Origin of the sequence: Exiguobacterium sp. s36 (assembly GCF_018618345.1) — a bacterium.
In the GTDB taxonomy this organism is placed as follows: domain Bacteria; phylum Bacillota; class Bacilli; order Exiguobacteriales; family Exiguobacteriaceae; genus Exiguobacterium; species Exiguobacterium chiriqhucha.
Genome location: NZ_JACSLW010000005.1, coordinates 149,771 through 168,900, shown reverse-complemented (window position 1 = coordinate 168,900; position 19,130 = coordinate 149,771). Strand labels below are relative to the sequence as shown.

Sequence of the window (19,130 nt, the reverse complement as noted above, 5' to 3'; positions counted from 1 at the left end):
ACATCTGAACTATAGCGTGAAAACACTGTTTTTGCAAGCGTTTTCACAACCCCGTCAATACTTTTTCTTTTTCTTTTTCTCGAAGACGACGATTGACTCGACGTGCGCCGTCTGCGGGAACATATCGTACGGCTGGATATAGTTGATTTTATAGTCGGCTTTCATGAGTTGGTCCGCATCCCGTGCGAGTGTCTGCGGGTTACATGACACGTAGACGATGCGTTTCGCTTTCGATGAGATCATTGCGTTGAGGAGCTGATGATCGACACCAGTGCGCGGCGGATCGACGACGATGACATCTGGAATCCAACCGTCCTTGACCCAGCGCGGAATCCAGTGCTCGGCCCGGCCTTCAACATAGGTTGCATGGCTGAACCCGTTCTCACGCATGTGCGCATTCGCATCTTCGACTGCTTCTGGGACGACTTCCATCCCGCGAATCTCTTTTGCATGTGGCGCGAGCCATAGCCCGATTGAACCGACACCAGCGTACGCATCGATGACCCGTTCTTGACCCGTTAGGCCAGCCGCCTCGACGACTTCCCGATACATGACTTCCGTCTGAGCCGGATTGAGTTGGAAGAACGCACGCGGTGACAAGTGGTAATGGACGTCGTCAAGCTGTTCGTCCATCTTGTCTTGCCCGGCGATATGAACCGTGCGGTACCCGAAGATGACGCCTGAACGGTTCGAGTTAATATTCAAGTGAAACGACACGACGTTCGGCAACGCCATGATGCGGTCACTCAGTTCGTCCAAACGCGGGACATCTTCATTCCCGACGACGAGTACGACTTGAACGTCATCCGTCTTATAGCCCGAGCGGACGATGACGGTACGGGCAAAACCGACGTCACGGCGCGCATCGTATACAGGGATGTCGAGTTCGTTCAAAATACGGACGATGGCGTTGTTGATGTTCGTCGTGTCGCGCTGCTGCACCATGCAGTGTTCGATTGGCACGAGCTCATTCGTGTTCGGCTTGTAGAGCCCTGACACGATTTCACCGCGGCGCGTCGAGAGCGGGAATTGTGACTTGTTGCGGTAATACCAAGGGTTGTCCATCCCTTTCGTACCACGGATATCCGATTTGTCGACGTTCAATTTCGTCTTTTGACGGAAGGCGTTGCGGACGATTTCTTCTTTATAGTCCATCTGCAGGCGCGGACTCATATGTTGAATCTGGCAACCGCCACACTCGTCATAAATCGGACATGGTGGCTTGACCCGGTCCGGTGAATCATTATCGCGCTTGATGACGCGTGCCTCGGCGTAGTTCCGCTCGACGCGCGTAATTTCGACTTTCGCCTTTTCTCCAGGTAATAAGTTCGGAATGAAGATGACCATGCGATCAATCGTCGCGATGCCCTCTCCGTTAATCCCTAGCCGCTCGGCTTGGGCGCTTGTGTATTCTCCTACGATCAGTTTCAATGTGTTTCATCCTTTCGAGATACTTGTTCTAAATCTTTGGCGTAACGTACGACTTTCGCACGTAAGGAATCAATATCAGCTAACAATCGATGCAAATCCTCTGGCGTCGTGAATTCGTCCAACGTATTGACTGATAAGCACAGTAATTCCGTTCTCGATTTTAACACGTTCATTTTTCCTGCCGTATCTGTTCGTGATTTACCCATCTCGTGATCGCTCCTTTGGTTCGTGACAAAGAGTTGTTATTATAGCATACTATTTCGTGTGACTTGAAGAAAAGGTGGAATTGATATGCAAAACATCTCGACAACGTTTGATCCGTGGGAAGCATACCTCGATCAAACCGAGTTCGGTCGCCTCGTCCTTTCGAACGTAGAAGTGACGACGACCAAACTATGCAATATGCGCTGCGAGCATTGCGCGGTCGGCTATATGCTCGACCAGACAGAAGAACCCGAAGTCCCGCTTGACTTATTGATTTCGCGTTTGGATGAAATCGAGCATTTACGCGCATTTTCGATTACGGGCGGCGAACCGATGCTGTCGATGAAATCGGTGCGCAACTACGTCGTCCCACTCTTGCGTTACGCTAAGGAGCGCGGCGCCCGCACGCAAATCAACTCAAACTTGACGCTCCCGCTCTCTCGCTACCATCTTATTACCCCTTACCTCGACGTTTTGCACATTTCGCATAACTGGGGAACGGACGCCGACTTCTTAGAGGGCGGTTTCGCGATGATGGACCGAAAACCGAGCGCGGAGGCACGTTTGAAGATGCTTCAGACGATGAAAGACAACGCCCGTGCGCTTACGGCCGAGGGTGTGATCGTATCGGCCGAGACGATGCTCAACAAACGGACGATTCCGCACTTGAAGGAAATCCATGAAGAGATTGTCGCACTCGGCTGTCAACGTCATGAAGTGCACCCAATGTACCCCGCCGATTTTGCCAGTTCGCTCGAGTCGGCGTCGCTCCCTGACACTCGCCAGGCGATTCACGACCTGCTCGATGTCCGGGACGAGAACGTTTGGATGCTGTTCGGAACGTTGCCGTTCTATGCTTGTTCCGAGTTACCGGAAGACCGCGCTTTATTGAAACGGCTCCACGAGGCGAAGAACGTGACCGTGCGAAACGACCCGGATGGCCGCTCACGCCTCAACACGAACATCTTCGACGGCCAAATCATCGTCACCGACTTCGGCGATGAGCTCGGCACGCTCGGGACGTTGTATGACACCTCGTTCCAAGACGCGTATGAGGCGTGGACGAACAGCAGTTTGAACGCCACACTGTCCTGCCACTGTCCGGCTGTCAAATGCCTCGGCCCGAACGCACTCGTCAAACAAGCGTACTATCCTGAAGTGAACTTCCGGGAACGTGTGGCCGAACCGTTTTAATTACTTCGATTCGGGAAATGTTCAGTATATAAACTGAATCGAGGTGTTTGAAGATGACAGCCATCTATGTATTTATGATCACCGTCATGGCCATCATCATTTTCGGTGGTGTGCTCAGCATCTTATTGACAGCCGCATTCGTTTCAGACAAAGTAGACCGTGATGAAGTATTCAGTCAAGGCAGTTGGGACGATGAACTCTTACACTTGAACCATGTACCCCAACCGATTGACGAGCCAAAATGCTGAGACTCTTCTCAGCTTTTTACTATGCAATCAATGATGAGGTGAACTATGCAACGCTTTCGATTTTCAATTTTATTACTTGTCGTCTTTATCTCCGGCTTGATTCAAGGTGCGCTCATCCCGCTCTTGTCGACACTCATCGAACGGGACGGCAACCCGGCCTGGTTGAACGGGTTGAACGCGACCATGCTCTATCTCGGGGTCATCGTCTCCGCCCCGCTACTCGAACGGTTCGTCCGCAAGTACGGATTTCGTCCGACCATCGTCCTTGGCATCATCTTGACGGCGCTCGCTACGTTCTTCTTGCCGCTCTGGCCGTCCCTGCTCATGTGGGCGCTCATGCGTTTCGTCATCGGCTTCGGTGACTCGGCGCTCCATTACGGATCCCAAGTGTGGGTCACGTCCGCGAGCGATAAGCGGAGCCTGGGACGAGCAATGGCGTATTACGGGATGGCGTTCAGCCTCGGTTTCGCGGTCGGTCCGCTCATCGCGCCGCTCGTCGACCTTCACTTTTGGCTGCCGTTCCTCGTCTTGATCGTCTTCTGTCTCGCATCCTTGTTCTTGATCTTCAAGGTCGACAATGAGTATCCTGAGGCCGAGAAAGTGAAGACCGACTCGAAAGGACGCATCCGACTCGTCCTCATCGGCGGCGGGTATACGCTCTTACCTGCTTTTACATACGGGTTCCTTGAAGCGAGCTTGAATGCCAACTTACCGATTTTCACAGTCCGCAACGATATCGGGCTCACGCAGACGAGCACGCTCATCACGACGTTCATCGTCGCCTCGATTGTCGTGCAATTACCGCTCGGTCGGCTCGCCGATCACTTCGGGAAAAAGCGGATTCTTCAAATCGTCCTGACACTCGGCACGCTCGTTTTTGCGATCGCCAACCTGGCTGTCGACCATTACGTCTGGCTCCTCGTCTTGTTCGCGCTCGCAGGCGCCGGGCTCGGCTCGACATATTCGCTCGGACTGGCCCATATGACGGAAGTGTTGCCACGTTCGTTGTTACCGACCGGCAATATGCTCTATAGCATCTCGTTCAGCGTAGGTTCGATTAGCGGACCGATGATTGGCGCATTTTGGATCGCGTTGCCAAAAGAAGTGTATTTCTTGATGTATACGCTCATTCTTGGGATTTTGGCCATCAGTTTATTCACGGCGAAAGCCAAGCCGATTGACATCTAAAAGGGAGGGTCTCCGCCGAGACCCTCCCTGTTTCACGTTATTCTTTCACCGGACCGAGCCTGACATCGTTTCGTTCGAACGCCCGCATGAACACCTCATCGAGCGCGAACGGTTCCGTCTCGAGCGAGGCCAACACGTCGGACTTGAGCGTGACTTCAATGACTCGATCATTGATTTGCCATTTCGTCTGAATGTCTTCGCCATGCCTCATAGCACGCGCGTCCACTTGCTCATGATGTTCCTTCAACCCGCGACTTACGCACTTCATCACGTATTTGACATACTCGTCTCGCGGTTGTCGAGAGATGAGTATGTTTCGGACGATTGGATTTCTTGCCACGGTAGCACCCTCCTTTCTTTTCGATTCGCACGCAAGTCTTTACAACGAAGACCGATTTCAACTGAAAGAATTCAGAATTTTTAATATATTTTGCCATGGGAACAAGATTCCGTCAACCATGCCTCTCCCTCACTTTGTCATCGCACTCCCCGATTCGCTCGTCCTTGAAAATATGTGGAGAGATAAATCCCAGCGATGACGAACAACAACCCGACAAGCGCGTTCCATGGAATCGTCTCCCCGAGTAACACGCTCGATAGGACGACACCGAATAAGGGAACAAAGAACATATAGAGCGATACCCGGCTGACCGGATTATATTTCATCAGCGTATTCCATAATGTGAACCCGACCGCCGACAAGAGGGCGAGATACAACAAGAAGAAGAGGGTCGTCACGGTGTAAGGCAGGAACACATCCCCTGGCGCAAGCACGTAACCGACGATGAGTAGTCCGAGCGAGCCAATCACCATCGCCCAAGCCGTCATCGGAGCGACGTCATGCGAGCGCGAATAATCTTTGGCAACCAAATTCCCGAACGCGCCTGAGATCATCGCCATAATCAGCAGAATCTCTCCAATCCCAAACCCGACTTCCGCGCTTGCCGTCGGCCAGTTGGCGATGACGATTCCGGAGAATCCGAGCGTAAGGGCAATCCCTTTCAAACGATTCAAGCGATCATCCTCATAACGAAAATGAGCGAGTGCCATCTGGAAAAATGACGTCGACCCCGCGATAATCGAACCCTGCACCCCCGTCGAGATGGAAAGTCCGATATAGAAGAACAAATATTGTAAGAACGTCAGAAATGCCCCTAAATGCGCATACGCCTTTAGCTTTTCAGCAGTTAAGCGAATCGGGCGCTTGAAGACGAGTCGACTGATGACGAGTAAGAGCAGACCGGCCAATAAAAAGCGTTCCCCGGCAAAGAACAGCTGTTGCCCGTATTCGTGGTCCTGGATATCGAGCGCTTCGTAGCTCAGTTTGATGAACGGAAAGGCGCTCCCCCATAAGAACGTGTTGAATAGGGCCAAGAACGTGACCGTCCAAGGGCGTTGAAATACATTCGGCATGACACAAAAACTCCTTAATCTTTTAGTTTGTGAGTGATTACGTTTGGTGCTAAAATAGACTTACACGATAATCATTATAAATAAGGGATTCACCTTTAATTCGCGTAAAACCTAATAATATCAACAATGGATAATGATAATCATCCTCATTCATTATCATTTAACTGATATATATTCTCAATTAGAAAGAGGTGCTCACATGAACACATCAACCGTCACACACGAAAAAAGCCACGTCTTCAAACGGGCCAGCTGGGTCGAACATATCGAGCTCATCATGGCGCTCATCAGTGGTGTATTGATTGTACTCGCATATATCGCGGAAAGACAAGACGGAGCTCCTGCGCTCTACGTCACTCTGTATTTGACCGCCTTTTTAATCGGCGGATATGCCAAAGCCAAGGAAGGCTTGACCGATACATGGGAGACGCGCTCCTTGAACGTCGAGCTACTCATGATTATCGCCGCCATCGGTGCCGCTTCAATCGGGTACTGGATGGAAGGCGCCATCCTTATCTTCATCTTCGCGTTATCAGGCGCTCTTGAGACGTATACGATGAATAAAAATGAGCGTGCCCTTGAATCGCTCATGGAACTCCAACCTGAGCAAGCGACCCGATTGAACAGCTCGGGCGGCCTCGAGTTCGTCCATATCGACGAACTGCGCGTCGGTGACCACATCTACGTAAGACCCGGCGAGCGCATCCCGGTCGACGGTCGGATTTTGAAAGGTAGCGCCTCGATTGAGGAAGCCGCCATCACCGGTGAATCGATTCCGGTCGACCGGAACGTCGGCGATGAGGTATATGGATCAAGCGTAAACTTGAACGGTGTCTTGACGCTCGAAGTGACAAAGCTCGCCACAGAGACATTGTTCCAAAAAATCATTCAAATGGTCCAGCAGGCGCAAGAAGAAAAATCACCGTCCGCCCAGTTCATCGACCGGTACGAGGGACGCTACGTTCAAGTCGTGCTCGCTTCCGTCACGGCAATCATCTTGCTCGGCCCGGTATTGACGTCATGGTCGCTCGAGACGAGCATTTACCGCGGGATGATCCTTCTCGTTGTCGCTTCGCCGTGTGCACTCGTTGCCGCCATCACGCCGGCGGCACTCGCAGCCATTGCCTCGTCTGCTAAACACGGGATTTTATTCAAAGGCGGTGTCCATATCGAAAATATGGGACGTTTGAAAGCCGTCGCGTTCGATAAGACCGGTACGCTCACAATCGGTAAACCAGAAGTCCAAGCGGCGTTGATTCATCCCGATACGACACAAGAACACGTGTATCGCATTGTCAGCTTGATTGAAGAACATTCGATGCATCCGCTCGCCGAGGCGCTCGTTCAGTATACGGGCAGTTATACGGGGGCGATGGAACACTTTAAAGACGTGACCGGGTCTGGGATTGAAGCGACCATCGACGGTGTCGCTTACCGGGTCGGTAAACAGAAATTCGCCGATCGCAGCCACGACTTTTTCCGCGACGAAGTCGAACGTTTGAAAGCGGCCGGCCACACACTCGTATTCATCAGTGACGAAGAGAAGACAATTGGGGCGTTCGCGCTTCGAGACACGTTACGTCCCGAGGCCAAGCAAGCGATCGAGCGACTCAACCACCTCGGCATCGCCACCATCATGATCACGGGTGACAACGAGGCAACAGCACGCGCTATCGCCTCCGAGGCCGGCTTGACCCGCTATATTGCCGAATGTCTTCCGGAAGAGAAAGTCGAGCACATTAAACGATTGAAACAAGAGTATGGCAGCATCGGCATGATTGGTGACGGGATTAACGACGCCCCTGCCCTCGCGACGGCCGATGTCGGGATTGCGATGGGAGAAGGGACGGACGCCGCTCTCGAGACGGCCGACGTCGTCTTGATGAAGAACGATTTGAACCGCCTAAGCTCGGCCATCAAACAGTCGCGTAAGTTGAATCGGGTCGTCCTCCAAAACGTCGTGTTCGCATTAGGGGTCATCCTCGTCTTGATTGCGACGAACATCTTCGAATTGCTCGTCATGCCATTCGCCGTCGTTGGGCACGAAGGATCGACCATCCTCGTCATTTTGAACGGCCTACGCTTGCTCAGCACGTCATGGGACTGACAAAAATCGACACCGTCATTGAAAGCCGTTGGCGATTTCGCTATAATTGAAACAATGTGTCTAATTAGACCGGAACTGATTAGGAAGATTGGCTAAAGGTGGTACAGTGTATGAATACGATAGCAGTAATCGGCAAAGTGTTTGTCGATATTAAAGGAACCTCGTTCGCCCCGCTCCATAAAGATGCCAAGAACGTCGGTGACATCGCGTTCTCAAACGGCGGAACCGGCCGTAACGTCGCTCAAAATTTAGGTGTCCTCGGCAATGATGTCCGTTTCGTGTCGACCGTGACGAACGATCAAATCGGGATGGGTGTCCTCGAGGAGCTCCGCGGTTTGAATGTGAACGTCGATCACGTCGATTTGCTCGATGACAACGGCATGGGCATGTGGCTAGCCGTCATGGATAACAACGGCGATCTTCAAACGTCGATCTCGAAGCAACCGGACGAGGCGATGATGGAAGAATGTATCCTTCGTCGCATCGATACGGTGTTCGCCGAAAGTCAGGCGGTCGCCATCGACCTCGACTTGTCGGTCAACGTGCTCAACGAGACGATTGAGCTATGCCGCGAGATGAAACTCCCGCTTTACGGCGTGTGCGGCCATCTGTCTGTCATCGAACGGAACCGCCATTTGCTTCAAGGCTTCACCGGCTTCATCTGTAGCCGTGAAGAAGCAGAGATTCTATCTGACATGTCGATCGTCACGGTGGACGATGCGTTACGTGTCGCTGAAGTGCTCGCCATGAAAGGTGCCCCGCTCACAATCGTCACGATGAGTGAACTCGGTGCGGTCTATGTCGACTTGCGTACGAACGAACAAGGCCACGTCCCGACGACGAAAGTGAAAGTCGCCGACTCGACCGGTGCCGGTGACTCGTTCTTCTCCGCTGTCATCTCCGAGTTGATGAAACGCCATCCGATTGAGGATGCGCTCCGACTCGGCATGCGCGTCGCCGGGAAAGTCATCGCCTCGCACGATAACGGCCTGACGCGTGATATGTATGCATCACTCGAACAACCAGCAGCAGATTAACCAAAACGCATCGGCCGCGAGTCGATGCGTTTTGTTCACGATTCGAAATCGAAAGGAACGATTCCATTGGTCAGAACGAAATTACGCAGTGCCATCATCCTCGTGAATGAACATGACGAAGTCGCGCTCATTCGCCGAGAAAAAGAGAACCTCTTGTATTATGTCTTCCCAGGTGGCGGAGTCGAATTCGGCCATACCGCCGAAGAGACGGCCGTCCGTGAGGCGTTCGAAGAGCTCGGCGTCCACGTCGAACTCGAAGGGATCGCCGCTCACGTCGCTTTCAATGGCGAGTTGAACCCGTATTACTGGGCTCGCGTGACCGGTGGCGAATTCGGCACCGGCACGGGCGAAGAGTTTCAAGCCGAACAGACGAACGGTTCATACACACCGATGTGGGTGAAACGCAGCGCGCTCAGCCATTTGCCGGTACGACCGCCGTCACTCGCCGACTTGCTCGCGAACGAGGCCGAGCGCTTTTTCAATAAAACGCTGGCCGAAGACTGATTTTATGTGTAGCCTCCTGACATTTCGGGAAAGAAAGTTTCTAACGATAACGTTCAGGAGGCTCATACATGGATACTACAGAAGTGAAAGAAAAAAAGAATTGGTTCGCCTTCGGGAAAGAGTTGCTTCGTCGCTTCAAAGAACATGATGTTCAAGATTACGGCGCGACGCTCGCTTTTTTTTGGTTCTTATCGATTTTTCCGGGCATCATCTTCATTCTCGCGTTGCTGTCGTTCTTCGACATTTCCCAGGCATCGTTCCAAGAACAGTTGAACAACTTGGCGCCTGGGGCGGCCGCGACTGATTTTTTGACCGGGATTTTTGACGCGATTGGCGAACCGCGCGGCGGACTCCTCTCAATCGGTGCGATTTTGGCGATTTGGTCGGCCGCTAAAGGGGTCGAACGCTTGATTAACATGGCGATTCACGCATACGGGGAAGACAACGAACGAAACTTCTTCGTCAGCAAAGGCATCGCGCTCGGCTTGACGCTCTTGCTCGGTGTCGGCGTACTGTTGCTCATTGTCTCGAACGTGTTCGGTTCACAAATCATCGACTTTTTGATGCGCTTCATCCCCATCTCAGGGGCTGACGTCATCTTGATTAACGTGTTCCGCTACGTGTTGACGACCGTCATCTTGATTTTGACGCTCTCGATTTTTTATAAGATTGCTCCTCAACAACACGTGTTTTGGAAGAGCACGATTCCAGGCGCGGTCTTCGGCGTCATCGCCTGGCAGCTCGTCTCACTCGGATTCAGCCTGTACGTCTCAAACTTCGGCAACTACGATTCGACGTACGGTTCACTCGGGGGGATTATCGTCACGTTGCTCTGGTTACAATTGACCGGCATGATCATTTTGATCGGGTCAGAAATCAATGCTACTTGGCAACGTTTCTTCAAAACGCCGAGCGAACGTGAGTACGAGAAAAACTATAAGAAAAATAAAAAGTCCAAATCGAAAGATTCGGACGAGGACGAGTATAAAGACATTCCCGTCAACACATACGGGTAACCAAAGAAAGGCGGTCTCTGCAGGAGAGACCGCCTTTTACGTTATGCTTCGACGACATCGAGACGTCCCGTCGCCGGATCGATGACGAATCCGTGGACGTTCGTGCCCGGTGGCAAGAGTGGATGGTTTTTGATGAGACTGACCGAGTTGACGACGTTCGCTTCGACCGAGTCAAACCCGTGTAACCACTTCTCCAAATCCATACCCGACGATTTGAGCGTCTGGAGCGTTTGCGGTTCGATCCCGCGACGCTCCATTTCGCCGATGACCGCGTTTGGGTCGATGGCCGCCATCCCGCAATCATAGTGCCCGATGACGATGACTTCTTCCGCTCCGAGCGCATACAGCGCGACAAGAATGGAACGCATGACCGAACCGAACGGATGTGATAGGACAGCACCCGCATTTTTTATAATTTTAGCATCCCCGTTTTTCAAACCGAGAGCTTTCGGCAGTAACGCCGTCAGACGTGTATCCATACATGTTAAAATGACAATTTTCTTATCGGGGAACTTGTCCGAGACGAACTCTTCGTATTGTTTCTCCGAGACGAATTTTTCATTGAACGCTAACATTTCTTGAACGACTGACATATGGTTCCCTCCTTTTATTTACGCGATGAATCGCGCGACCATCAAACCGATGACCATCCAAGCACCGAACAACGTGTTCACTTTTGCGGTCATCGCCATCGCTGGCATCAATTGAGCCGGTTCCTGTTTGATCCAAAAGCGTTTCACCGCCCGAATCATAATCGGAATGGTCAAGAGTGACAACAGCACCCAAGGCGTCACGCCAAACCCGACGACAGCGACGATAATGCCAATCAACGCCGCGATAAAGAATCCGGCTAAGACGAGAACCGCACGTCGATGTCCGACGAGACAGGCAATCGTTTTGCGCCCGTTCACTTTATCGTTATCTAAGTCGCGAATATTGTTCGCGAGCAAGATGGCCCCGATTAACAGCGCCATCGGGAACGACACGAGCAACAGCTCCGTCGTCACCGTTCCGATTTGGAGGTATCCTGAAATTCCGATAATGACATACCCCATGAACAGACCGGCGACGAGTTCACCGAACGGTGTATAGGCGATGGGAAGCGGACCTCCTGTATAGAGGAACCCGACGACCATCGACAACACGCCGATCCAAATCAAGTGCCAGCTCGTCGAAGCGGCGATATAAAGACCGAGCACGGCCGCTACCCCGTACATCCCAAGGGCAATCCCGAGGACTTGGCCCGGTGTGAATCCATCGCGTACGATTGAACCACCGATTCCGATTGACCCTTCATGGTCGAGCCCGCGCTTATAATCGTAATACTCATTGAATAAATTCGTCGCGATTTGAATCAAGACCGAGGCGATGAGCATCGCCAGGAACAGTCCCCATTTCAATTCGACTTGCCCGAGGACGATGAACGTCCCTAACAGCACCGGTATGAAGCTCGCCGTCAATGTGTGCGGACGAATCATGCGCCAATAGGCACCTTTCTCTCTCTTCTTCATGCACTTCCCTCCCTTCGTTAGTTTACGTCTCTTTAAAAAAATCTGTCAATGCCCGTCGCTCGAACGGTTCCCTTCACTTTCCCGAGCATTTGACGGCCAGTTCTGCCGTGAAGTCATGATACACTAAAGAATGAGAATTCCATTGGATTGAGGAGGCTTTTCTTACATGCCAGATACTCAAACACACATTAAACAACGAATCGAGCAAGCCCATAAACGGGCACGTGCTTGGCAACGGCCGGTCTTGGCCTCCTACACGTGGGAGATCCCTTCGTTCGACGCGTTTCATATCATTCAAAATACCGAAACGTCCCATTATTATTTTTCGACACCCGACCGCTCCCTCGAGATGCTCGGATGTGCCGATGCGCTCGTGTTGACGGCTTCTGGCCCGGAACGGTTCCAACGGTTGCAATATGATTGGAGCCTGCACCGCCGGGACGTCGACGCGGTCATTTATGCGTTCTCGGGCTTCTCGTTCGACACGTTCATCCGCCCCCAGAAAAATATGTGGGAAGCGTTCGGCGAAGCGTCATTGGTCGTGCCTAAATTTTTATATCGCCGTTCGGGTGACAAACACACGTTGACCGTCTCGACGCTCGTGTCGGCGAAACGTTCGGTCGAACAATATTTGATTCAACTGGCCGATCAGCTCGCCCAGTTCAACGCGTTGCACGCTCCCGACGAGCAGTCACCGACCTACTCTCAAGTGAAAGATGGCGTCGACCACTTCAAGTCGAGCTTCCAACAAGCCAAATTGAACATCTCGGAAGAACGTGTCGAGAAAATCGTCATCGCTCGTGAAGAGATTTATCAAACATCAGAAGAGCCGTTCCCGTTCGCGACGACGTTACGCCATTTGTCAGAACATCAAACGGGCAGTTACGTCTTCTTATATCAACCGAAGCGAGAAATCGGCTTTTTCGGGGCGACCCCGGAGCGCCTCGTCAAAAAACAAGGGCCGTACATCGAAACGGCAGCCATCGCCGGAACGATTAAACGACCGGACACAGAAATCGAGGCGGATGTAGCCAAACAGACACTGTTGCACGATGCGAAGAATTTAGATGAGCATCAAATCGTCGTGAAGGACATTAAAAACGCCCTCACTCCATACGCGGCTACCATCAAGGCACCCGAAACGCCGCGTATATTAGAAAATCGCTCGGTGTTCCATCTGCATACACCGATTCAAGCGACGCTCGATACGAATGCGTCATTGCTGTCCATCATCGAGTCGCTCCACCCGACCCCCGCGCTCGGCGGTTCACCGAAACGGACGTCTGTCCGCTTATTGCGTGAGATTGAGCGCTTCGACCGCGGTTGGTACGGTTCGCCGTTCGGCTGGTTGAATACGGAAGGAGAAGGCGAATTCGTCGTCTCAATCCGATCCGCCCTCGTGCATCACCAATTCGTGGCGCTATACGCAGGCTGTGGAATCGTCCAAGAGTCTGAGCTCGAAGCGGAACTCGCCGAGACGGAAATCAAGCTCAGTCCAATCAAGCAAGCACTCGGGTTGGACAAAGTAAGCGCAGGAGGCAATCAAGCATGAATGAAACGTTAACGGATTGGGTCGCCCAGATGATGAACCGGCTCGTCGAACAAGGCGTCGAGGATATCGTCATCAGTCCCGGTTCGCGCTCGACCCCGCTGGCCATGGCCGCTTATCTTCATCCGAGCGTCCGTCATCATATCATCGTCGATGAACGTTCGGCCGCCTTCTTCGCTCTCGGCTTGACCCGCTCGACCTCATCGTTGCGACCGGTCGCGCTCATCTGCACGAGTGGCACCGCTGCGACCAACTACTTTTCCGCGGTGGCCGAGGCGAACATCTCGCAGTTGCCGCTCATCGTATTGACGACAGACCGTCCGCATGAACTACGGAACGTCGGCGCTCCTCAAGCAATCGATCAAGTCCGGCTGTACGGCGAGCACGTCAAAGCGAGCATCGACCTCCCTGTTCCTGAAGCTGCCAGCCAGCGCTACATGGAACAAGCGGTGACACGGCTCGTTCGAACGAGCATGCACGCGCCGTTCGGACCAGTCCACGTGAACATCCCGTTCCGCGAGCCGTTATTGCCGGACATCGAACGCTTAACGTCACTGCTTGAAGGGGACACCGAATTGTCTGAACCGACCTATCTCAAACCGACAACAAGTGACGTCAACCGCTTCAAACGAGACATCGATGTTGACCGTCTCGCCTTCCTCGTCGGTCCCGGGACACCGGCGTCATGGCTTGAGCCGATTTATAAAGCGGCGCGAACGTATCATATCCCAATTTTCGCCGACCCGTTGAGCGGGATGCGCCGATTTGATCACGTGCTGACGAACTACGACACATGGCTCGCGAGCGAGCATCGGACGGAATGGACGCCTGACACGGTCGTCCGCTTCGGCGCCGCTCCTGTCTCGAAACGATTGAACCAGTGGCTCCAGGACGTCCCGTGCGTCTTGATTGAGCAACCGGGCTCGTTCCGCGACCCGTCAAATCATGCTACGGTCGTGTACGGAGATGCGATTGATTATGTAGCCGCCATCAACAAAAACTATGACGTCGACTTATTCGATCGGTTCGCGTTGTTCGAACAGATCACCGAATCCGCGAAACCTGCTTTGAGCGGAGAAAGTGCATTGACGCGTCATTTGCTGGCGGCGCGTCTCGAACGCGTCTTCGTCAGTAACAGTATGCCGATTCGTGATATCGATACGACGCTCTCAGCCGGCTGTTCGCTTGACGTCGTCGCCAACCGCGGGGCGAACGGGATTGACGGCATCATCTCGAGCGCGCTCGGTGCCTGTCACGATACGGACAAGGCCGCCCTCTTGATCGGCGACTTGGCATTTTATCATGACAGCAACGCGCTCCAGCTCGTCAAATCGCATCCAGGTTCGTTTTCCATCGTCGTCGTCAACAACGACGGGGGCGGCATCTTCTCCTTCTTGCCACAAGCTTCGATCGCACCGCAAATGTTCGAGGACTTGTTCGGGACACCGCTGCAGCTGAACCTGCGTGGATTCGCTGACACATACGGGCTCAGCTATCAACGGCTGGAGCAGCCTGAAGACGTCACGGCCGCCATCGAGGCGGGCGTCCAACTCATCGAGTTTCCATCCGACCGTACGACGAACGTGGCGGAGCACCGTCGTTGGACTGCTTCGCTCACGGACCGCTTGGCGACGGGGAATGAGTCGTGATGCGTTCGCTGCGAGGCGTCTCGTACGAGGTGCTCGAACGCGGCAACGGCCGGCCGGTCTTGCTGTTGCACGGCTTCACAGGAAACGCGGGATGGCTTTCCCGCTTCCCGGAACTACCCGTCCGACTCGTCGCCCCGACACTGTTGCAACATGGTGAAACGGGCCATCAGCCGGTCGAGCGTGCCAAGATGAGTCAACAGGTAAAAGACTTGTCGGCGCTACTCGATACGGACGAAGGTCCGTGGACGGTCGTCGGTTACTCGCTCGGCGGACGTGTCGGCATGACACTCGCCGCCTATGATGATCGGGTCACCCATTTTATCGGCATTAGCACGACGCCCGGACTCAGTGCGGCCGAACGTCGACAACGCCGGCTTCAAGACGAAAAGCTCGCTGAATTCATCGAGCGAGCAGGACTTGAGGCGTTCGTCGACCGTTGGGAACAGCTTCCGCTCTGGCATCAGACTAATGAGATGCGTGCCGCACTCCGTCCTGAGCGGTTGGCCCAACATCCAGTCGCACTCGCGGACAGCCTTCGCGCTATCGGGACGGGCAGCATGCCGTCGCTCTGGCCGCTACTCGAGCGCTTACCTCGCACCGATTTGATTGTCGGAGAACACGATGTGAAGTTTCAACAGATTGCTCGGAACATGCAGTTGATCCGTCCCGATATTGAAATTCATGAAATTTCGGACGCATCTCATGCTCCACATGTCGAGAATGCCCAACAATTTGGTACAATGATAGAGAAATTGATTTTAGGGGGAATTTAAATGGAATCAGTAGCAAACTGGACATCGGTCCGCACGTACGAAGATATCAAGTACGAGAAGTGGAACGGCATCGCCAAAATCACCATCAACCGTCCGGAAGTACGGAACGCGTTCCGTCCACTCACGGTAAACGAGCTCATCGACGCGTTCGCACGCGCCCGTGACGATAAAGAAGTCGGTGCCATCATCTTGACTGGTGAAGGCGATCAAGCCTTCTGCTCAGGCGGCGACCAAAAAGTACGCGGCCACGGCGGCTACGTCGGTGACGACGAGATTCCACGCTTGAACGTCCTCGACCTTCAACGCTTGATTCGCGTCATCCCGAAACCAGTTATCGCCATGGTAGCCGGTTATGCAATCGGTGGCGGACACGTCTTGCACGTCGTCTGTGACTTGACGATTGCAGCCGACAACGCCCGTTTCGGTCAAACTGGACCAAAAGTGGGCTCGTTCGATGCCGGTTACGGTTCAGGTTACTTGGCTCGCATCATCGGCCACAAGAAAGCACGCGAAATCTGGTACCTCTGCCGTCAATACGACGCACAGCAAGCGCTTGACATGGGACTCGTCAACACGGTCGTCCCACTCGAGCAACTTGAACCCGAGACGATCCAATGGTGCCAAGAGATCTTGCAACACTCTCCGACGGCCCTTCGCTTCTTGAAGGCAGCGATGAACGCCGACACGGACGGACTTGCAGGACTTCAACAGCTTGCCGGCGACGCGACGCTTCTCTACTACACGACAGACGAAGCGAAAGAAGGACGCGACGCTTTCAAAGAAAAACGCGACCCAGACTTCGGTCAGTTCCCGCGTTTCCCGTAAATCGACAAAGAGTAGCGACTTCGCTACTCTTTTTTTGGAGGTCCTGATGATGAATCGTTATGTGACACAACATCGACGTGACGCCATGGCACTCGTCACCGCGTCCGTCAGTTTGACCTGGGCCGAGTTAAGCGCGGAGAGTGCCCGTTTAGCCCACTTCTTGGAACGGGTCGCACCCGAAGCCCGCCATATCGGATTACGCGCTGCGAACAGCGCTGATTATGTCATCGCTGTCCATGCCATCCAGTTACTCGGAAAAGTGCTCGTTCCGCTCAACACACGGTTGACGATGAGCGAACTGGCAGGACAAATCGAGACGGCCGATATCGATGTATTGCTCGTCGATGAACCGATTGAACTGTCGATCACCCAATTCGAGTTGACGTCACGAGATGAGGCGTCACTCGCCACACCGCACGAATGGGCAGACGATGAAGTCATGTCGCTCATGTTCACCTCGGGCACGACCGGTCGATCCAAGGCCGTAAAGCAGACGTTCGGCAATCACATCGCGAGCGCCGAGGCGGCCAAGACGCGCCTCGGATATGGGATGAGTGATCAGATGCTCATCGTCACGCCACTCTTCCATATGAGCGGACTCGCCCAAGTGTATCGGAGCGCCCGTTTCGGTTCGACATTATACGTCGAACCGAGGTTCGATGTCGTCCGGACACTCGAGTTGATTGAGACGGCAAGAATCACCCACATCTCGCTTGTCGCCGTCATGCTTCAGCGTCTCCTCGACGCAGGTCTTTCCCGCCATCAGCTACGACTTCTGCTCGTCGGCGGTGGTCCCGTACCGCGCCCGTTGCTCGAAGAAGCCGAGCGACGGCAGTTACCGGTCGCCCAGACGTATGGGATGACGGAAACGTGTTCGCAAGTCGCGACACTCTTGCCATCCGAGGCACTCGCCCACATCGGTTCGAGCGGTCAATCGATTGCGCCGACCCAACTCCGTATCAATGCGGATGGGGAGATTGAAGTGAACGGACCGACGGTGACCCCTGGTTACTATAGACAGCCAGAGGCCGACGCCTGGACGCCCGACGGCTATTGGCAGACCGGTGATCTCGGCACAATCAAGGACGGTTACTTGTACGTCCATGACCGTCGCAGTGACTTGATTATCTCTGGCGGCGAGAACATTTATCCAGCCGAAATCGAGAGCGTGTTATTGCGTTGCCAGGGCATTCAAGACGTAGGGGTCGTCGGTCGTCCCGACCCGACTTGGGGAGCGATACCTGTCGCCTTCACGGTCGGTACGTTCGATTTCGATGAGGCAATTCAGCTGTTGCACGACCATCTGGCGTCTTATAAACATCCGAAAGCATGGATTGCCGTCGACAAGTTGCCTCGTAACGCCAACGGTAAATTGATGCGTCATCGCTTAAAGGAGGCTGACCATGATTCGTCGCGCTGAACTGTATATCGTCCCCCTCACGTTCAAACATCCGATTGTCACCGCCCACGCCGTGTTGACGACGAGACGGACGGCCATCCTCCGTCTGGAGACGGTCGACGGTGTTGTCGGCTACGGGGAAGGTGTCGCGTTCGAGACGCCATGGTATACGGCTGAGACCGTCCGCTCCGTCATCGATACGTCCGCTTTAATTATCCAACTGTTGAAAGGAATGACGTTGTCCGCCGCCTCGTTCGGTACCCATGTCAGCTCCATCATCGGCCACCCGATGGCGAAAGCGATGTGGGAGAGCGCTCTATGGGAAGTGGAAGCGGCCAGCGCGAATCAGACATTAAAACAATACGTCCAAGCCGGCGACACCGTGGCCTGTGGCCGGACCATCGGCATCGGTCTGCTCAGTCAAACATTGAACGCCATCGAGTCTGCGCTCGCGTCCGGATTCGACCGGATCAAGTTAAAAGCGTCCCCGCATGAACTACTCCCTGCGCTCGGCGAAATTCGGAACAATTTTCCGGACGCCCCGCTCATGATTGATTTGAACGGAAGTGGCTCCGAGCAACCGCTTGACTGGTTTGAGGCGTTAGATACCTACCGTCTCTTGATGATTGAGCAGCCTTATCCGAGCACACATTGGGTCGAGACAGCAGACTTGCAGGCACGGCTCGCCACACCGATTTGTCTCGATGAATCGATTAGCTCGGCTCAAGACGTGGCGACGATGCATCGACTTCGAGCCGGTCGCATCGTCAATATCAAACCGGCCCGCGTAGGCGGCTGGAGCGAGGCACTCGCGATTCGCGATAGCGGCACCCCCTACTGGGTTGGAGGTATGTATGAGTCCTCCATCGGCCGTTATCACACGCTCTTATTCGCCTCAATGAGTGGAGCCGCCTACCCGGCCGATATGTCCGGGACGAGCGCTTACTTCGAGACCGATTTGCTCGATACCCCGCTCGAGGTCGAGAACGGACAGTTGATGCTTCCCGACCAGGTCGCACCGGATTGGACGACAATCGAGCAACTGAGCGAACAGACGATTCGACTCCTGTAAAAACTCCGCA

General features: G+C 53.7%; 19 protein-coding genes. 13 read left to right on the top strand and 6 right to left on the bottom strand.

The window, feature by feature from the left end; translation table 11 throughout:
- Positions 1-54: 54 nt before the first annotated feature.
- Both rlmD and KNP95_RS11980 read right to left on the bottom strand, forming a co-directional pair.
- On the bottom strand, positions 55-1,431 hold the full coding sequence (rlmD, locus tag KNP95_RS11985; protein WP_131472984.1) for a 23S rRNA (uracil(1939)-C(5))-methyltransferase RlmD: 1,377 nt from the start codon (positions 1,429-1,431) through the stop codon (positions 55-57).
- A complete protein-coding gene (locus KNP95_RS11980; protein WP_016510454.1) occupies positions 1,428-1,637 on the bottom strand; it encodes a hypothetical protein in 210 nt (69 codons plus the stop codon). Before KNP95_RS11980 ends, rlmD begins: the two co-directional genes overlap by 4 nt.
- An 85-nt stretch (positions 1,638-1,722) precedes the next feature.
- Here KNP95_RS11980 and yfkAB point away from each other — a divergent pair, with 85 nt between their 5' ends.
- The 3 genes from yfkAB to KNP95_RS11965 are packed head-to-tail and all read left to right on the top strand — an operon-like array spanning position 1,723 to position 4,265.
- Entirely contained in the window at positions 1,723-2,829 is a 1,107-nt protein-coding gene (yfkAB, locus tag KNP95_RS11975; protein ID WP_214837328.1) for a radical SAM/CxCxxxxC motif protein YfkAB, read from the top strand.
- Positions 2,830-2,882: 53 nt separating this feature from the next.
- Positions 2,883-3,077: a hypothetical protein gene (locus tag KNP95_RS11970; RefSeq protein WP_214837325.1), complete on the top strand. Its 195-nt coding sequence runs from the start codon at positions 2,883-2,885 to the stop codon at positions 3,075-3,077.
- Positions 3,078-3,122: 45 nt separating this feature from the next.
- Positions 3,123-4,265 carry an MFS transporter gene (locus KNP95_RS11965; protein WP_214837322.1) on the top strand — a complete coding sequence of 381 codons (1,143 nt, stop codon included), beginning with the start codon at positions 3,123-3,125 and terminating at the stop codon, positions 4,263-4,265.
- 37 nt (positions 4,266-4,302) lie between these two features.
- Here KNP95_RS11965 and KNP95_RS11960 read toward each other — a convergent pair whose 3' ends face one another.
- Together KNP95_RS11960 and KNP95_RS11955 are read right to left on the bottom strand one after the other, a co-directional pair.
- Positions 4,303-4,605 (bottom strand): hypothetical protein, encoded by a 303-nt coding sequence (locus KNP95_RS11960; protein ID WP_021067773.1) that lies wholly within the window; start codon positions 4,603-4,605, stop codon positions 4,303-4,305.
- Positions 4,606-4,742: 137 nt separating this feature from the next.
- Positions 4,743-5,678 carry a DMT family transporter gene (locus tag KNP95_RS11955; protein WP_214837318.1) on the bottom strand — a complete coding sequence of 312 codons (936 nt, stop codon included), beginning with the start codon at positions 5,676-5,678 and terminating at the stop codon, positions 4,743-4,745.
- Positions 5,679-5,877: 199 nt separating this feature from the next.
- Between KNP95_RS11955 and KNP95_RS11950 the strand changes: the two genes are divergently transcribed.
- The 4 genes from KNP95_RS11950 (at position 5,878) to KNP95_RS11935 (ending at position 10,342) form a co-directional block, all read left to right on the top strand.
- Positions 5,878-7,785, top strand: a complete 1,908-nt coding sequence (locus KNP95_RS11950) for a heavy metal translocating P-type ATPase (RefSeq protein ID WP_214837315.1) — start codon at positions 5,878-5,880, stop codon at positions 7,783-7,785.
- 110 nt (positions 7,786-7,895) lie between these two features.
- Positions 7,896-8,822: a carbohydrate kinase family protein gene (locus KNP95_RS11945; RefSeq protein ID WP_214837312.1), complete on the top strand. Its 927-nt coding sequence runs from the start codon at positions 7,896-7,898 to the stop codon at positions 8,820-8,822.
- A gap of 66 nt (positions 8,823-8,888) precedes the next feature.
- Positions 8,889-9,326, top strand: a complete 438-nt coding sequence (locus KNP95_RS11940) for an NUDIX domain-containing protein (protein ID WP_034797425.1) — start codon at positions 8,889-8,891, stop codon at positions 9,324-9,326.
- A gap of 68 nt (positions 9,327-9,394) precedes the next feature.
- On the top strand, positions 9,395-10,342 hold the full coding sequence (locus tag KNP95_RS11935; protein ID WP_214837309.1) for a YihY/virulence factor BrkB family protein: 948 nt from the start codon (positions 9,395-9,397) through the stop codon (positions 10,340-10,342).
- 41 nt (positions 10,343-10,383) lie between these two features.
- On the opposite strand, the gene KNP95_RS11930 is transcribed toward KNP95_RS11935, so the two are convergent.
- The gene (locus tag KNP95_RS11930) at positions 10,384-10,935 is read right to left on the bottom strand and encodes a beta-class carbonic anhydrase (protein ID WP_021067779.1); all 552 of its coding nucleotides are present in this window, start codon (positions 10,933-10,935) and stop codon (positions 10,384-10,386) included.
- A gap of 18 nt (positions 10,936-10,953) precedes the next feature.
- Positions 10,954-11,853 (bottom strand): 1,4-dihydroxy-2-naphthoate polyprenyltransferase, encoded by a 900-nt coding sequence (locus KNP95_RS11925; RefSeq protein WP_214802884.1) that lies wholly within the window; start codon positions 11,851-11,853, stop codon positions 10,954-10,956.
- A gap of 166 nt (positions 11,854-12,019) precedes the next feature.
- Between KNP95_RS11925 and KNP95_RS11920 the strand changes: the two genes are divergently transcribed.
- From KNP95_RS11920 to menC, 6 genes are read left to right on the top strand one after another with little or no spacing between them, the layout of a single operon-like run.
- Positions 12,020-13,405: an isochorismate synthase gene (locus KNP95_RS11920; protein WP_029596034.1), complete on the top strand. Its 1,386-nt coding sequence runs from the start codon at positions 12,020-12,022 to the stop codon at positions 13,403-13,405.
- Entirely contained in the window at positions 13,402-15,051 is a 1,650-nt protein-coding gene (gene menD / locus KNP95_RS11915) for a 2-succinyl-5-enolpyruvyl-6-hydroxy-3-cyclohexene-1-carboxylic-acid synthase (RefSeq protein ID WP_214837306.1), read from the top strand. The genes KNP95_RS11920 and menD overlap by 4 nt, the downstream gene beginning before the upstream one ends.
- Complete coding sequence (locus KNP95_RS11910; protein ID WP_131472503.1) at positions 15,051-15,824, top strand: alpha/beta fold hydrolase; 774 nt, start codon at positions 15,051-15,053, stop codon at positions 15,822-15,824. Before menD ends, KNP95_RS11910 begins: the two co-directional genes overlap by 1 nt.
- Positions 15,825-16,649: a 1,4-dihydroxy-2-naphthoyl-CoA synthase gene (gene menB / locus KNP95_RS11905; protein WP_214837303.1), complete on the top strand. Its 825-nt coding sequence runs from the start codon at positions 15,825-15,827 to the stop codon at positions 16,647-16,649.
- Positions 16,650-16,695: 46 nt separating this feature from the next.
- On the top strand, positions 16,696-18,069 hold the full coding sequence (gene menE / locus KNP95_RS11900) for an o-succinylbenzoate--CoA ligase (RefSeq protein ID WP_251138548.1): 1,374 nt from the start codon (positions 16,696-16,698) through the stop codon (positions 18,067-18,069).
- The gene (gene menC, locus KNP95_RS11895) at positions 18,053-19,120 is read left to right on the top strand and encodes an o-succinylbenzoate synthase (protein ID WP_214837300.1); all 1,068 of its coding nucleotides are present in this window, start codon (positions 18,053-18,055) and stop codon (positions 19,118-19,120) included. Before menE ends, menC begins: the two co-directional genes overlap by 17 nt.
- Positions 19,121-19,130 lie beyond the last annotated feature (10 nt).

Bases quoted from the DNA above. Each gene is read 5' to 3' on its own strand.
- menE (WP_251138548.1), top strand. From the start codon at position 16,696: ATGATGAATCGTTATGTGACACAACATCGACGTGACGCCATGGCACTC.
- KNP95_RS11930 (WP_021067779.1), bottom strand. From the start codon at position 10,935: ATGTCAGTCGTTCAAGAAATGTTAGCGTTCAATGAAAAATTCGTCTCG.
- KNP95_RS11955 (WP_214837318.1), bottom strand. From the start codon at position 5,678: ATGCCGAATGTATTTCAACGCCCTTGGACGGTCACGTTCTTGGCCCTA.
- KNP95_RS11935 (WP_214837309.1), top strand. From the start codon at position 9,395: ATGGATACTACAGAAGTGAAAGAAAAAAAGAATTGGTTCGCCTTCGGG.
- KNP95_RS11920 (WP_029596034.1), top strand. From the start codon at position 12,020: ATGCCAGATACTCAAACACACATTAAACAACGAATCGAGCAAGCCCAT.
- KNP95_RS11945 (WP_214837312.1), top strand. From the start codon at position 7,896: ATGAATACGATAGCAGTAATCGGCAAAGTGTTTGTCGATATTAAAGGA.
- KNP95_RS11910 (WP_131472503.1), top strand. From the start codon at position 15,051: ATGCGTTCGCTGCGAGGCGTCTCGTACGAGGTGCTCGAACGCGGCAAC.
- menC (WP_214837300.1), top strand. From the start codon at position 18,053: ATGATTCGTCGCGCTGAACTGTATATCGTCCCCCTCACGTTCAAACAT.
- yfkAB (WP_214837328.1), top strand. From the start codon at position 1,723: ATGCAAAACATCTCGACAACGTTTGATCCGTGGGAAGCATACCTCGAT.
- KNP95_RS11980 (WP_016510454.1), bottom strand. From the start codon at position 1,637: ATGGGTAAATCACGAACAGATACGGCAGGAAAAATGAACGTGTTAAAA.
- KNP95_RS11970 (WP_214837325.1), top strand. From the start codon at position 2,883: ATGACAGCCATCTATGTATTTATGATCACCGTCATGGCCATCATCATT.
- KNP95_RS11925 (WP_214802884.1), bottom strand. From the start codon at position 11,853: ATGAAGAAGAGAGAGAAAGGTGCCTATTGGCGCATGATTCGTCCGCAC.
- KNP95_RS11950 (WP_214837315.1), top strand. From the start codon at position 5,878: ATGAACACATCAACCGTCACACACGAAAAAAGCCACGTCTTCAAACGG.
- KNP95_RS11965 (WP_214837322.1), top strand. From the start codon at position 3,123: ATGCAACGCTTTCGATTTTCAATTTTATTACTTGTCGTCTTTATCTCC.
- menD (WP_214837306.1), top strand. From the start codon at position 13,402: ATGAATGAAACGTTAACGGATTGGGTCGCCCAGATGATGAACCGGCTC.
- menB (WP_214837303.1), top strand. From the start codon at position 15,825: ATGGAATCAGTAGCAAACTGGACATCGGTCCGCACGTACGAAGATATC.